Source organism: Streptomyces sp. NPDC102270 (genome assembly GCF_044766405.1).
GTDB lineage: Bacteria > Actinomycetota > Actinomycetes > Streptomycetales > Streptomycetaceae > Streptomyces.
The window spans coordinates 127,862-141,568 of the sequence record NZ_JBIWLX010000017.1; the positions used below are offsets into that span (position 1 = coordinate 127,862).

The following is a 13,707-nucleotide window of genomic DNA, read 5'->3' on the forward strand; positions in this document are numbered from 1 at the left end:
ACGGGGGCGCCGTGAAGCCGCCGTAGGACTGGCCTACGGGTCGATCACACGTCGAAGTACAGCTCGAACTCGTGCGGGTGCGGACGCAGCTGCAGCGGGGCGATCTCGTTCGTGCGCTTGAAGTCGATCCACGTCTCGATCAGGTCCGGCGTGAAGACGTCGCCCTGGAGGAGGAACTCGTGGTCGGCCTCGAGGGAGTTGAGGACCGCCGGGAGGGAGGTCGGGACCTGGGCGACGTTCGCGTGCTCCTCGGGAGCCAGCTCGTACAGGTCCTTGTCGATCGGCTCGGCCGGCTCGATCTTGTTCTTGATGCCGTCCAGGCCCGCGAGCAGCAGCGCCGAGAAGGCCAGGTACGGGTTGCCGGAGGAGTCGGGCGCGCGGAACTCGACGCGCTTGGCCTTCGGGTTGGAGCCCGTGATCGGGATACGCATGGCCGCGGAGCGGTTGCGCTGCGAGTACACCAGGTTGATCGGCGCCTCGAAGCCCGGCACCAGACGGTGGTACGAGTTCACCGTCGGGTTGGTGAAGGCGAGCAGCGACGGGGCGTGCTTGAGGATGCCGCCGATGTAGTAGCGAGCGGTGTCCGACAGGCCCGCGTATCCGGCCTCGTCGTAGAAGAGCGGGGAGCCGCCGGCCCACAGGGACTGGTGGACGTGCATGCCCGAGCCGTTGTCACCGAAGATCGGCTTCGGCATGAAGGTCGCCGTCTTGCCGTTGCGCCAGGCGACGTTCTTCACGATGTACTTGAAGAGCTGGAGGTCGTCGGCCGCGGCGAGCAGCGTGTTGAACTTGTAGTTGATCTCCGCCTGGCCGGCGGTGCCCACCTCGTGGTGCTGGCGCTCGACCTGGAGGCCCGACTTGGCCAGCTCCAGGGAGATCTCCGCACGCAGGTCGGCGAAGTGGTCGACCGGCGGGGTCGGGAAGTAGCCGCCCTTGTAACGGACCTTGTAGCCGCGGTTGTTGTCGACCGCGCCGGTGTTCCAGGCGCCCGCCTCGGAGTCGATGTGGTAGAAGGACTCGTTCGACGAGGTGGCGAAGCGCACGCTGTCGAACACGTAGAACTCGGCCTCGGGGCCGAAGTACGCGGTGTCGGCGATACCGGTGGAGGCGAGGTAGGCCTCGGCCTTCTTCGCCACGTTGCGCGGGTCACGGCTGTACTGCTCGCCGGTGATCGGGTCGTGGATGAAGAAGTTGATGTTCAGCGTCTTGTCGCGGCGGAAGGAGTCGACCCGGGCGGTCGACAGGTCCGCGCGCAGCGCCATGTCGGACTCGTGGATGGCCTGGAAGCCACGGATCGACGAACCGTCGAACGCGAGCTCCTCGTCCGGGTCGAACGCCTCGACGGGCAGCGTGAAGTGCTGCATCACACCCGGCAGGTCGCAGAACCGGACGTCGACGAACTTGACGTCCTCGTCCGCGATGAACTTCTTGGCCTCGTCGGCGTTCTGGAACATCCAGCTCCTCCTACTCCCGACCGTTCCTGGACCGGGGTGGTAGTTCGTTCGTGCGGCCAGTGCGGTGGCACACGCTGTCCTCGACCCTAGGGACGGGTGGTTTCTCGGGCGTGACCCATTTGTTTCGCACAAGTTAACCGGACATCGTCGGCCCCGCCCCACCTGTCCGTATCCCGAAACGGTCGCAGTACCGTGGACCCGTGGACAAGAGGGAAGCAATCGGATCATGGCTCTCCGGGCCCCGCGCGGCCGCCGAGGACGCCGGTGTCGACTTCGGATACCGCGGACAGCAGCTGGGCCTGCCGGAGGAGGGACCCGGGTCCGTCGCCCGCCCCGGGCGACGGCTCGGCGCACTCGCCGTGGACTGGGCGATGAGCGTCCTGATTGCATCCCGGTTGATCACTCAGAGCTACGGCGACCCCTCGACCTCGAACTGGTCGCTGCTGGTCTTCTTCGTGATGGGCGTCCTCACGGTCGGCACCATCGGTTTCACCCCGGGAAAGCGCCTCTTCGGCCTGCGTGTGGTCGCCCTCGACACCGGACGCGTGCACCCGGCGCGTGCCCTCCTGCGCACGGTCCTGCTCTGCCTCGCCGTCCCCGCCCTGATCTGGGACCGCGACGGCAGGGGCCTGCACGACCGGCTCGCGAAGACCGTGGAAGTGCGGATCTGAGGAAGTCCCTCGTCCTCGTCGTGTCGCGGATCTGAAGAGGTCACTCGTCCTCGTCGTGTCCCGACGACTTTGTCGTGTCATGACAACCGCGGCCGCGAACTCGCGCGGCGGCTGACTATGGGTCAACCGGTCCGGCTCCTAGCGTCGAGCACCCGAGCAACCTCCCCCCGTTGCGAAGGGACACGCCGGACCGATGAAGAGATCCGCCCTGGTCACCGCCCTCACCACCGCCGCCCTGCTGGGCGGCGCCCTCGTATCCCAGGCCGCCGAGGCTCCCGCCGCTGACGGCAGCGAGGCCGCCGCCTGTACGGCCGCGGACGCCGAGGTCTACACACCCCCCGCGTCCGTCCCCGCCACCCCGGGCACCGTGCTGGCCTGCCGTTCGGTCACGCTGAGTCAGGTGCCGGGCACCATCGCCATGTCCGCGTGGAAGGTCCTCTACAGCTCCACCGACAACCAGGGCCTGCCCGTCGCCGTCTCCGGAACCCTCGCCGTCCCCACGGCGCCCTGGACCGGCCCCGGCACCCGTCCCGTCGTCGCCTTCCACCCCGGCACCCTCGGTCTCGGCCCCCAGTGCGCGTTCTCCAAGCAGCTCGCCGGCGCCTACCAGGACGAGTACGAGGGCGACAACATCGCGGCCCTGCTCAAGGCCGGGTACGCCGTCGCCGCGACCGACGGTCCCGGCTACCTCGACGGGCAGACGCACCGCTATGTCGCGGGCACCGGCTCCGGGCACGCCCTGCTCGACATCGCCCGCGCCGCCCCCGCCGTACCGGGCAGCGGTCTGTCCCGGCAGACCCGTATCGGCCTGTGGGGCTACTCCGAGGGCGGCGCGGCCGGCCTGTGGGCGGCCCAGCTGGCGGCGGGCTACGCACCCGAGCTCAACGTGGTCGGGGATGCCTCCGGAGGCATCCCCGGTGATCTGAAGGAGGTGGCGGCCGGGCTCGACGGCAGTGCCTTCTCCGGCTTCCTCGCCGACGCGGCCATCGGCATCCAGGCCGCCTATCCCACGCTGCCCCTCGACGCGCTCCTCAACCACCAGGGCCGGGAGGCGGTGAAGACCGCCAAGTCCGTCTGCGTGGCCGGCACGGTCACCGCGCTCGCGGGCAAGAGCATCAAGGACTACACCACGGCCGGGCTCACCCTCGACCAGCTCTACCGGCAGCGCGGCAGCGACGGCCGCACCTGGGGCCAGGTACTGGACGCCCAGAAACTCGGCGTGAACCTGGGGACGTACAAGATCGCCTTCCCCGTCCTCCAGTACCGCGGTGCCCTCGACGAGGTCATCCCCACCGCCACGGAGGACGCGGTCCGTGCCGCCTACTGCGCCGCGGGCGTGAAGACCGGCTGGAAGATCTACCCCGGCGACCATCTCCTCACCGACAACCAGGCCGTCGGCGACGTCGTCTCCTGGCTCGGCGACCGCTTCGCGGGCAGATCCGCCCACAACGACTGCTGATCCGCTACGACGATGGGGGCGCCCGGTGTCACACCGGGCGCCCCCATCGTCGTAGGAGAGGATTCAGCGGGCCTTGCCGCCGCCCTTCGGCAGCTTCATGCCCTTCGGCATCGGGCCCTTGGGGAGCGGCATGTTGCTCATCAGGTCGCCCAGCGCCCGCAGTCGGTCGTTGGTGGCGGTCACCTGGGGGCCGGTCAGCACGCGCGGCAGCTTGAGCATCGTGGTCCGCACCTTCTTGAGCGGGACCTGGCCCTCGCCCGTGCCGACGAGGATGTCGTGGACCGGCACGTCCGCGACGATACGGTTCATCTTCCGCTTCTCGGCGGCCAGCAGGCCCTTGACCCGGTTCGGGTTGCCCTCGGCGACCAGGACGATGCCGGCCTTGCCGACGGCCCGGTGCACCACGTCCTGGCTGCGGTTCATCGCCACGGCGGGGGTGGTCGTCCAGCCCCGGCCGATGTTGTCCAGTACGGCCGCGGCGGCACCCGGCTGGCCTTCCATCTGCCCGAACGCGGCCCGCTCGGCCCGGCGCCCGAACACGATCGCCGTCCCGAGGAAGGCGAGCAGGGCGCCCAGAATGCCGAGGTAGACCGGGTGACCGATCAGGAAGCCGATGGCGAGAAAGACGCCGAGGATGAGGAGGAAGACACCCGCGAGTACCAGGCCGATCTTCTTGTCGGCCTTGCGGGTCATCTTGTACGTCAGGGCGATCTGCTTCAGTCGCCCGCTGTTCGCGGCATCCGCCGCACTGTCACTTCTCGCCATGCCCCGAAGTCTACGTGGCCCCGCAGACGCCGACGACGGCAGTGTCCGCCCCTCGAAAGGGGAGGCTCAGGAGCTGACGGTGAAGGTCTGGTCCAGCACGCGCTGCACCTCGACCCGGTCCTTGGCGCGGCGGCGGTCCTCGAGGACGGAGGTCCAGGCGTTGCGGCGGGCGGTGCGCTGACCGCTGCTCAGGAGCAGCGACTCGACGGCACGCAGTGCAGTGGTGAACGACGGGATGGCGGTGGCGCGAACCGGCGCGGCCTGCATTGAGGTCCCCCCTCGGGATGGCGGCTCGGGTGAGTGATGCACGGGGTGTACAACGAGCGTCACTGATTGGTGTTACCAGGGCATGACCGGCCGGTCAAACGCCCATGAAGCCTTGATGCGCCGCCCGAAAACGCGGACGCGGCCCCGATGACCCCCCTATCTGCGGGGATGTCCGGGACCGCGTCAATCGGCCACTACCGGGTGGTAGTTGCTTGTGCTTGGATTCACACGCTTGGAGTGGCACTCCGTGCCATGCGGAATCTCTCAGACCGCTTGCGAAGCGACGTAGGAACCGCGCTTCTCGACCGCCATCTGGTAGAGCCGGCCCGCCCGGTAGGAGGACCGGACGAGAGGTCCGGACATCACACCGGAGAAGCCGATCTGCTCGGCCTCCTCCTTCAGCTCCACGAACTCCTGCGGCTTGACCCAGCGCTCCACGGGGTGGTGACGCACCGACGGGCGCAGGTACTGCGTGATGGTGATCAGCTCGCAGCCCGCCTCGTGCAGCTGCCGGAGCGCCTCGCTGACCTCCTCGCGGGTCTCGCCCATGCCGAGGATCAGGTTGGACTTGGTCACCAGGCCGAAGTCGCGGGCGTCGGTGATGACCTTCAGGGAGCGCTCGTAGCGGAAGCCGGGGCGGATGCGCTTGAAGATCCGGGGGACCGTCTCGACGTTGTGCGCGAAGACCTCGGGCCGGGACTCGAAGACCTGCTGGAGCAGCTCCGGCACGGCGTTGAAGTCGGGGGCGAGCAGCTCGACCTTGGTGCGGCCGGCCTCACGGCCCGCGGTCTGCTCGTGGATCTGCCGGACCGTCTCGGCGTACAGCCAGGCGCCGCCGTCCTCCAGGTCGTCGCGGGCGACGCCGGTGATGGTGGCGTAGTTCAGGTCCATGGTGACCACGGACTCGCCGACGCGGCGCGGCTCGTCACGGTCCAGGGCCTCGGGCTTGCCGGTGTCGATCTGGCAGAAGTCGCAACGCCGGGTGCACTGGTCGCCGCCGATGAGGAAGGTCGCCTCGCGGTCCTCCCAGCACTCGTAGATGTTGGGACAGCCGGCTTCCTGGCAGACCGTGTGCAGTCCCTCGCTCTTCACGAGCTTCTGCATCGCGGTGTACTCGGGACCCATTTTCGCCCGGGTCTTGATCCACTCGGGCTTGCGCTCGATGGGGGTCTGGGCGTTACGGACCTCCAGGCGCAGCATCTTGCGTCCGTCGGGTGCGACTGCGGACACGACCGGCTCCCTAGCGATTGATTCTTCGGCGTGCTCAAGGGTACGCCCGTGGATTTGAAAGCCCATTGCCTGTCTCAGGCCGCAGGTGTCTTCTCGATCACCCTCGGCTTCAGCTCCGCGTGCTCCAGTACGTTCCTCAGGTGCCGCTCGACGACCGGCAGGACCTCGTCGATGGTCACGTCCCGGCCGAGTTCGCTCGCGAGGGAGGCGACGCCCGCGTCCCGGATCCCGCACGGGATGATCCGGTCGAACCACTTGTTGTCCGGGTTCACGTTCAGCGAGAAGCCGTGCATGGTGACGCCCTTGGCGACGCGGATGCCGATCGCCGCGATCTTGCGGTCCTCCCGGCGCTGGCCGGCGTTGGAGGGGGCGTACTCCGGGCCGTTCAGGCGCGGGTCGAACTCCTCGTCCGTGAGCCGGGGGTCGAAGTCCAGGGAGAGCCCGCCGATCGCCGGACGCCGCTCGACCGGGTCGCCGAGCACCCATACGCCGCTGCGGCCCTCGACCCGGGTGGTCTCGAGGCCGAACTCCGCGCAGGTGCGGATCAGGGCCTCCTCCAGGCGCCGTACGTGCGCCACCACGTCCACCGGACGCGGGAGCTTCTGGATCGGGTAGCCCACCAGCTGGCCCGGACCGTGCCAGGTGATCTTGCCGCCGCGGTCGACGTCGATGACCGGGGTGCCGTCCAGGGGGCGCTCGTTGTCCGCGGTGCGCCGGCCCGCCGTATACACAGGGGGGTGTTCGAGCAGCAGGACCGTGTCGGGGATCTCGTCCTCGAAGCGCGCCGCGTGCACCCGGCGCTGTTCGTCCCACGCCGCCTGGTACTCGACCGCTTCCGCGCCGAAGCCCATACGGACGAACCGCAACCCACTCACGGCAAGCGCCTCCCTAGAAGGTCGTAAGGCACGAAGGGTGCCCACGCCACTGTACGTCCGGCCCGCGGGCGTCAGCCCCGGGGGCAATTCTCACACGATCGGATGAACGAACGTCGAAGTGTGCGACCGTCTGCTCACTCTCCGCTACATTCGCCGTTCGCGCAGGCCATAAGGGCTGCTCACAGGCAATCCGGGCACCACGTGACCACGTCACGGCCCGAAAGGCAGGAGACCGCACCGCAGATGACGGAACGACCCGCGCAGCGCACTCCCAACCGACAGCTCGCCGCGCTCATCGCAGAAGCGGGGTTCTCCAACGCGGGTCTCGCCCGACGCGTGGACCAGCTCGGTCTCGAACACGGGCTGGATCTCAGATACGACAAGACCTCCGTGACCCGGTGGCTGCGCGGGCAGCAGCCCCGGGGCACCACGCCCGCCCTCATCGCCGAGGTCTTCACCCGCCGGCTCGGACGCCGGCTCTCCGCGCAGGACCTCGGCCTCGACGCCTGCGCACCCGTCTACGCCGGGCTGGAGTTCGCCGCCGGACCCGAGGAGGCCGTCGACATCGTCAGCGGCCTGTGGCGCAAGGACTCCGGCAGTCACGCCGAACTCCGCAAGATCGCCTTCACGCCGGCCGGGCTGGTCGTCCCCAGCCGCGACTGGCTGATCGGCCGACCCGACGACCGGGTCGCCCGCGGCGAGCCTCCCATCCGGGTCCCTCCCCAGGGGCGCCCGGTGGTGCCCCGGCAGCGAGGCCAGGCCGAACGCGGACCCGGCCAGAAGGTCACCGGGGGCGACATCGCGGCGCTCGCCTCGGTCGGCGAGCTCTTCCGCACCCTCGACGACCAGTACGGCGGCGGCCACGCCCGGCAGGCCCTGGTCCGTTACCTGGAGCACGAGTGCGAGCCGATGCTGCGCGGCACCTACGGCGAGACCACCGGACGCAGGCTGTTCGCCGCGGCGGCGGACCTGACCCGGCTCGCGGGCTGGACCTCGTACGACATCGCCGCGCACGGACTCGCGCAGCGGTACTTCGTGCAGGCGCTGCGGCTCGCGCAGGCCGCGGCGGACCGGGCGTACGGGGCGTATGTGCTGGTCACGATGAGCCGTCAGGCCGTCTATCTGGGGCACGGCCGGGAGGCGATCCAGCTCGCGCGCGTGGCCCAGCAGGGCGTCGGTACGGCGGCTCCGCCGGTCGTGCAGGCGCTGCTGCACTCGGCCGAGGCGCGCGGGCACGGGGTGCTGGGGGAGGTGCGGGCGTGCACGGCGTCGCTGGTCCGCGCGGAACGGGCCCTGGAGGCGGCGCGGCCCGGTGACGAGGTCCCGCACTGGGCGCGGTTCTTCGACGAGGCACAGCTGGCCGACGAGTTCGGGCACTGCCACCGGGACCTGCAGCAGTTCCGGGCGGCGGCGCAACACGCCGAGCGCTCCCTGCAGTTGCGCGCGCCGGCGTATGCGCGGAGCCGGCTGTTCTGCCGGGTGGTGCTGGCCTCTGCGAGGCTGGGGCTGGGGGAGTTGGACCAGGCCTGTTCGCTGGCCGCGGAGGCCGCCGGGCAGGCGGCGGAGATGCGGTCGGTGCGGGCGGTGGAGTATGTGCGGGACTTCGAGCGGCGGTTGGAGCCGTACAAGGATGCGGCGCCGGTTCGGAGTTATCGGGACAAGGTGGCTGCGCTGGGGTAGCGCCTCGCCGTGACTCCGCGCGGTCGTATCCGAGTTGCGGTGCGTTGTGGCTTGTCGCGCCCACGCGGCGGAGCCGCATATGGATACAGCCCCGCGCCCCTGAAAGGGGCGCGGGTGGGCCGTCACGCCGCCCGAGCGGTCGGAGTCGGGTCCGCTCGGTGCATTGAGCCCGCCGCGCCCAGGTCCTTCAGGATTGCCGTCGTTGCGCGGTGGGCCGAATGCAATGCCCCCTGGACCGTGCTGGTGTCGCGGTGGTCGCCGCAGACGTACAGGCCGGCCAGGAGGCGGACCGGGCGGCGCAGGTCGTGGGGGGCGGGCATGGCCGGGACCGCGTCCCGGGTGTGGTGGACCGCGAGGGTCTCCCAGCGGTGGGTGGGGGTGCCGTACAGGCGGGCCAGGTGGGTGCGGACGGCCGTTTCCAGGTCCGCCGGAGGGGTGCCCAGGACCGTCGAGGAGATCAGGGCCCGGCCCGAAGGGGCCCGGCTCGGGTCGACCTCGCTGATCACCGCAGTGTGGGCCACCGGACCGCCCCGGTCGGCGTCGAGGAGCAGTGCGGAACCCGTGCGGGGCGGCTCGTCCGTCGTGTGGTGGACGACCGTCACCGGGTGGAAGTCCGGCACCCGCAACCCCGGCAACAGCTCCGCCGCGGTGCGCGCGTCCGTCGCCAGCAGCACCGCCCGGCACCGGATCTCGCCGTGCTCGGCCGTGGTCACCGAGGTCGTCGCGACGGACGTGACCCGCACTCCCGTGTGCACGGTCCCCGCCGGCAGGGTCTGCGCGAGCAGCTCCGGAAGCGTCTCCGCGCCCCCCTCCGGCACACACAGCCGCCCGCCCGTGAAGGCCCGCAGTGCCAGGTCGGCGCACCGGCTGGACGTCGTCAGCGCGGGGTCGCACAGCAGCGCGGCGAGCAGCGGACGCAGGAACCCGTCGACGGTGCGCGCGGGCAGCCCCCGGGCCGCGAGTGCCTGCCCGGCGGGCAGTTCGGGACGGGCGAGGAGACGCTCGACCGGCACGTTGGCGAACCGGGCGAGGGCGGCACCGAGCCGGGCCTGATCGACGGCACCGCCGAGCGGCGCGACTCCTCGGGCGCCCCGGGACACCGCCCCCTGACCGGCACCCGGAAGCACCCGGAACGCGGCCCTCCGGGACGCGGCCACCAGCCCCGGTCCCGGCACCCCCCGAGGGGCGCTCGCCAGGGCGCGCACCGCACGCAGTGCGCCCCTCGCGCTCCGGGCGCCCGCCGGAGCGTCCACCCGGTGGTGGCGCCCGTCGCCGTGCAGCAGGACCCCCGGCGCGAACGGGCGCAGGACCAGCCCGTCGAGCCCGGGGGTCAGACGTAGTTCGGGATACGCCGTGGACAGCAACTGGCCGATCCGGTCGAGCCGGAAGCCGTCGACCTTCTCGGTCGACATGCGGCCGCCCACGCAGGGGGCGGCCTCCACCACCGCGACGGTCACTCCTTGGCTGGTCAGCCGATGTGCCGCGGAGAGTCCGGCGACCCCGGCTCCCACGATCACGACATCCGCCTGGTACGCGGGCTCAAGCACGTGCCCCTCCTCGAGGTTGCGCGGCCGGTGGGGACGTCATGCCCCCAACAGGCTCCGGGGATACCCGAGTTCGGGTCGAGGGTAGGGCCGTGACCGGTCAGGAGCAGTCGCGCATCAGCAGGGCACGGTCGCACACCGGTCGCATGTCGTCACGGACGGTCGCCGAGGGTGGCGTACGCCCGCACGCGGGCCCGGCGTTCTCAGGCCGCCCGAATCGCGCCCTCGATGTCCGGGAACGCGAACGTGAACCCCGACTCCAGCAGTCGCCTCGGCCGCACCCGTGCGCTGCCCAGCACGTCCCCGGCCATCTCGCCGAGCGCGGCCCGCAGGACCGGCGCGGGGACGGTGAAAAGCGCCGGCCGGTGCAGCACGCGGCCCATGGCCTCGGTGATCTCACGGTTCGTCAGGGGCTCCGGGGCGGTGAGGTTGAAGGGGCCGGACAGCCCGTCGGTCTCCAGGAGGTGGCGGATCGCGGCGACCTCGTCGTGCAGCGCGATGAACGACCAGTACTGACTGCCGTCGCCCATCCGCCCGCCGAGCCCCGCCTTGAAGAGCGGAAACAGCCTGCCCCAGGCCCCGCCGCCGCGGCCCACCACCAGGCCGGTGCGGGTGAACGCGGTCCGTACGCCCGCCTGTTGCGCGGGTGCGGCGGCCGCCTCCCACTCCACGCACAGCTCGGGCAGGAAACCCCGGCCGGCCGGTGAGTCCTCGTCGACGATCCGGTCGCCGGTCTCGCCGTAGTACCCCATCGCGCTGCCGTTCACGAAGACCCGCGGCGGCGCGTCCAGGGCGGCGACGGCCCGGGCGAGGGCGGTCGTGCCGTTCACCCGGCTGTCGCGGATCCGCTTCTTGTACTCCTCGGTCCAGCGCCGCGAACCGACCCCCGCCCCGGCGAGGTTGACCACGGCGTCGCACCCGGCGAGCCCGGCCGTGTCGACCCGCCCGGCCTCGGGGTCCCAGCGGACCTCGCTGCCGTCCCGGGGCTCCCGGCGCACCAGCCGCACCACCTCGTGCCCGTCCGCGGTGAGGGAACCCACCAGGGCCGAGCCGATCAGTCCGGACGCCCCGGCCACCGCGATTCTTGAATGTTCCATGATCTCATCCTGCCTGGTGGATGCGTAAGAGCGATGTCTGGTTCCGGTTGCCCCGCCGTAGGGTGGCGGTCATGTCCGAGCTGTCCATACGCCGTGCCCTCCCCGACGACGAAGAGGAGCTGGCGCGTCTCGACCGTGCGACCTGGTCGTCCCTGCACGCGGTCACGCCGCAGCAGCAGCCTCCCTACCGGCCGTTCTTCGGCGAGCACCACGGTCCCGACGACTGCCTGGTCGCCGAGGCCGACCGCCGCATCCTGGGATACGTCCTTCTCGGTTTCCCGACCCCGGTCGAAGCGAACGCCCATGTACGCCAGATCCAGGGCCTGGCCGTCAGCGAGGAGGCCCGGGGCCGGGGCGTCGGCCGCGCCCTGATCCGCGCGGTCACGGACGAGGCCTGCCGCCGGGGCGCCCGCCGCCTCACCTTGCGCGTCCTCGGCCACAACACCCCGGCCCGCAGGCTCTACGAGTCCGAGGGCTTCACGGTCGAGGGCGTGCTGCCCGAGGAGTTCCTGCTGGCGGGGGAGTACGTCGACGACGTACTCATGGGGCGCCGTCTCTGAGGACCTGGTCGGCCGGCGCGGTCGTAGGAGATCAGGAAGAGGACGGGCACGGGTGCCTCCGGAGTGCCATGCGGGACCGTGGCCCCATCATCCGGGAGACCGCCGCGCTACGACGTGACCAGATCGCCCGTGTCCACCGGTGACGTGGCGTCCGCCGCCTTCTGGGCGTCGCCCGCGACTTCGTCGGCCGTCAGGACGTAGCCCGTCTCGTTGTCGGAGGTGGAGCGGGCGAACACCACGCCGTAGACCTTGCCGGTGGTGGTCAGCAGGGGGCCGCCGGAGTTGCCGGGGCGGACGGTCGAGCGGATCGAGTAGATCTCGCGGGTCACGGTGGCGTCGCTGTAGATGTTCTGCCCGGTCGCCTTCACCCGGTTGGCGACCGTGGCCGCCTGCAGGTTCAGGTCGCCGTCCTGCGGATAGCCCGCGACCACCGCGGAGTCGCCGCGCGCGGCGCCCTGGTCGAAGCGCAGCACCGGTGCCCGCAGATCCGGGACGTACAGCACCGCCACGTCCCGGTCCGGGTCGAACAGCACCACCCGAGCCTCGTACACCTGTCCGACACCGCCGATCCGGACGCTGGGGTTGTCGATGCCGGCCACCACGTGGGCGTTGGTCATCACGTGCTGCGGCGCGTACACGAAGCCGCTGCCCTCACGGCCCTGGGTGCCGGAGGCGCCCTCGATCTTGACGGTGCTGATCTTGGCGGCGTTGGTGGCGGCGGCCGTGACGCTGTCGCCGGTGGGCCTCGCGACCTCGGCCGTCGACTCGTTCTCGAACGGGTTGAAGACCTGCGGGAAGCCCGCCTCGGTGAGCGCGGAGGTGGCCCGGGAGAACCAGTTCGGCGTGGTCTCCGGCATGGAGTCCTGGACAGCGCCGAGCAGGGCGGAATCCCGGATGGCGGTGGTGACCAGCGGGGACGAGGACGCGCCCAGGACGCTCGCGGCGACCCAGGCGACGATGAGCACGGCCACGGAGTTGGCGGCGGCCCCGCCGACGCCGTCGGCGACTCTCAGCGGGCCCTGGTCCAGCTCCCGGCGCAGCCTGAGCGCGAGGCGTCCGGCCAGCTCGTGCCCCACGCCGGCCGGGACCAGCACGGTCAGCACCGCGGTCACCGTCGCGGCCGTGCTGCCCGGTGTCACCAGGTCCATCATCCACGGCAGCACCCACACGCCCACGACCGCGCCGCCCACGAAACCGGCGAACGAGACACAGCCGGCCACCAGGCCGCGCCGGTAGCCGGAGGCCGCATAGGCGGCGATCACCAGCAACAGCAGGATGTCCAGCACGTCCACGGAGCCGCCCTTCTCTCTCGGAACCTTCAGTACGCAGGCGAGGCGTCCAGTGATCAGCTACGCGCACGCGTGGCCGGTTCCCGGCGGTACGCGTGCGTGCACCTGGAAAAACGTCGCGGACCCGGACGATGGTTCCACCGGGTGGCACAGCACACATCGCGGGCGGGGCGAATCCGTCCGACAGTGGGAGCATGCGTGTCCGAAGATCGCGGGGACCGCGAAGACGGCGGGCGCCCCGAATACGCCACGCGAGCCGAATAGGTCTCGCGATCCGCAAAGCCCTGCCCACCGGCCGCGCCCCGGCCGCACCGTCAGACGCGCCCCCCTCCGTGACTCCCACGCCTGTGGCCCGCTCTGCGGCGCCGTCTGTCGGCCCCGCCGAGCAGGCGGCCCCGTCCTCGGACGCACCCCACTCGGCGAGCCCATGGTCCGGCCCCCAGCCAATGGCCTCCGGCCGACGTACGGCCCCGCCGGCCCGGCCCCCGTGGCCTGTCAGCCCTGCGGAGCAGGCGGCCCGGCAGGGGCCTGCGTCCTCGGACGCCCCGCCCTCCGGGGGCCCAGGGTCTCGCACCCAGAAGCCGGGCTCCGGCCGATATACGGCCCCGCCGGCCCGGCCGCTCCCGGGTGAGCCCCTCCCCGGGACTCCCGCCCCCGTCACCCCCTCTGCGGCGCCGGTCCGGTCCCCGTCGCCTGCCAGCCCCGCCGAGCGGACGGCCCCGCAGGGGCCTGCGTCCTCGGACGCCCCGCCCTCCGGGGGCCCAGGGTCTCGCACCCAGAAGCCGGGCTCCGGCCGATATACGGCCCCGCCGGCCC

12 protein-coding genes are annotated in these 13,707 nt (G+C 71.5%); 4 read left to right on the forward strand and 8 right to left on the reverse strand.

Features of this window, described 5'->3' with window-relative positions:
- Positions 1–44 precede the first annotated feature (44 nt).
- On the reverse strand, positions 45–1,454 hold the full coding sequence (gene glnA, locus ACIRP7_RS32750; protein WP_352383077.1) for a type I glutamate--ammonia ligase: 1,410 nt from the start codon (positions 1,452–1,454) through the stop codon (positions 45–47).
- Positions 1,455–1,654: 200 nt separating this feature from the next.
- Here glnA and ACIRP7_RS32755 point away from each other — a divergent pair, with 200 nt between their 5' ends.
- Positions 1,655–2,125, forward strand: coding sequence for an RDD family protein (locus tag ACIRP7_RS32755; RefSeq protein ID WP_403666622.1), 471 nt, complete (start codon positions 1,655–1,657; stop codon positions 2,123–2,125).
- A 193-nt stretch (positions 2,126–2,318) separates the two neighbouring features.
- Complete coding sequence (locus ACIRP7_RS32760; RefSeq protein WP_403666625.1) at positions 2,319–3,584, forward strand: lipase family protein; 1,266 nt, start codon at positions 2,319–2,321, stop codon at positions 3,582–3,584.
- A gap of 63 nt (positions 3,585–3,647) precedes the next feature.
- Here ACIRP7_RS32760 and ACIRP7_RS32765 read toward each other — a convergent pair whose 3' ends face one another.
- The 4 genes from ACIRP7_RS32765 to lipB form a co-directional block, all read right to left on the reverse strand.
- Positions 3,648–4,349, reverse strand: coding sequence for a DUF4191 domain-containing protein (locus ACIRP7_RS32765; RefSeq protein ID WP_403666628.1), 702 nt, complete (start codon positions 4,347–4,349; stop codon positions 3,648–3,650).
- A gap of 66 nt (positions 4,350–4,415) precedes the next feature.
- Positions 4,416–4,616 carry a hypothetical protein gene (locus ACIRP7_RS32770; protein WP_352383069.1) on the reverse strand — a complete coding sequence of 67 codons (201 nt, stop codon included), beginning with the start codon at positions 4,614–4,616 and terminating at the stop codon, positions 4,416–4,418.
- A gap of 264 nt (positions 4,617–4,880) precedes the next feature.
- Positions 4,881–5,846, reverse strand: coding sequence for a lipoyl synthase (lipA, locus tag ACIRP7_RS32775; protein ID WP_352383067.1), 966 nt, complete (start codon positions 5,844–5,846; stop codon positions 4,881–4,883).
- A 74-nt stretch (positions 5,847–5,920) separates the two neighbouring features.
- Complete coding sequence (gene lipB / locus ACIRP7_RS32780; protein WP_403666632.1) at positions 5,921–6,721, reverse strand: lipoyl(octanoyl) transferase LipB; 801 nt, start codon at positions 6,719–6,721, stop codon at positions 5,921–5,923.
- 243 nt (positions 6,722–6,964) lie between these two features.
- Between lipB and ACIRP7_RS32785 the strand changes: the two genes are divergently transcribed.
- Positions 6,965–8,401, forward strand: a complete 1,437-nt coding sequence (locus tag ACIRP7_RS32785; RefSeq protein WP_403666635.1) for a regulator — start codon at positions 6,965–6,967, stop codon at positions 8,399–8,401.
- A gap of 122 nt (positions 8,402–8,523) precedes the next feature.
- Here the strand turns inward: ACIRP7_RS32785 and ACIRP7_RS32790 are convergent, their stop codons facing one another.
- Both ACIRP7_RS32790 and ACIRP7_RS32795 read right to left on the reverse strand, forming a co-directional pair.
- Positions 8,524–9,948: an NAD(P)/FAD-dependent oxidoreductase gene (locus ACIRP7_RS32790; protein WP_403666638.1), complete on the reverse strand. Its 1,425-nt coding sequence runs from the start codon at positions 9,946–9,948 to the stop codon at positions 8,524–8,526.
- A 200-nt stretch (positions 9,949–10,148) separates the two neighbouring features.
- Positions 10,149–11,042: a TIGR01777 family oxidoreductase gene (locus tag ACIRP7_RS32795; RefSeq protein ID WP_403666641.1), complete on the reverse strand. Its 894-nt coding sequence runs from the start codon at positions 11,040–11,042 to the stop codon at positions 10,149–10,151.
- 71 nt (positions 11,043–11,113) lie between these two features.
- Here ACIRP7_RS32795 and ACIRP7_RS32800 point away from each other — a divergent pair, with 71 nt between their 5' ends.
- The gene (locus ACIRP7_RS32800; RefSeq protein WP_403666644.1) at positions 11,114–11,602 is read left to right on the forward strand and encodes a GNAT family N-acetyltransferase; all 489 of its coding nucleotides are present in this window, start codon (positions 11,114–11,116) and stop codon (positions 11,600–11,602) included.
- A gap of 107 nt (positions 11,603–11,709) precedes the next feature.
- Here the strand turns inward: ACIRP7_RS32800 and ACIRP7_RS32805 are convergent, their stop codons facing one another.
- Complete coding sequence (locus ACIRP7_RS32805; protein WP_403666647.1) at positions 11,710–12,894, reverse strand: MarP family serine protease; 1,185 nt, start codon at positions 12,892–12,894, stop codon at positions 11,710–11,712.
- Between the last annotated feature and the right edge of the window lie 813 nt (positions 12,895–13,707).

Bases quoted from the DNA above. Each gene is read 5' to 3' on its own strand.
- glnA (WP_352383077.1), bottom strand. From the start codon at position 1,454: ATGTTCCAGAACGCCGACGAGGCCAAGAAGTTCATCGCGGACGAGGAC.
- ACIRP7_RS32760 (WP_403666625.1), top strand. From the start codon at position 2,319: ATGAAGAGATCCGCCCTGGTCACCGCCCTCACCACCGCCGCCCTGCTG.
- ACIRP7_RS32765 (WP_403666628.1), bottom strand. From the start codon at position 4,349: ATGGCGAGAAGTGACAGTGCGGCGGATGCCGCGAACAGCGGGCGACTG.
- ACIRP7_RS32770 (WP_352383069.1), bottom strand. From the start codon at position 4,616: ATGCAGGCCGCGCCGGTTCGCGCCACCGCCATCCCGTCGTTCACCACT.
- ACIRP7_RS32785 (WP_403666635.1), top strand. From the start codon at position 6,965: ATGACGGAACGACCCGCGCAGCGCACTCCCAACCGACAGCTCGCCGCG.
- ACIRP7_RS32795 (WP_403666641.1), bottom strand. From the start codon at position 11,042: ATGGAACATTCAAGAATCGCGGTGGCCGGGGCGTCCGGACTGATCGGC.
- ACIRP7_RS32800 (WP_403666644.1), top strand. From the start codon at position 11,114: ATGTCCGAGCTGTCCATACGCCGTGCCCTCCCCGACGACGAAGAGGAG.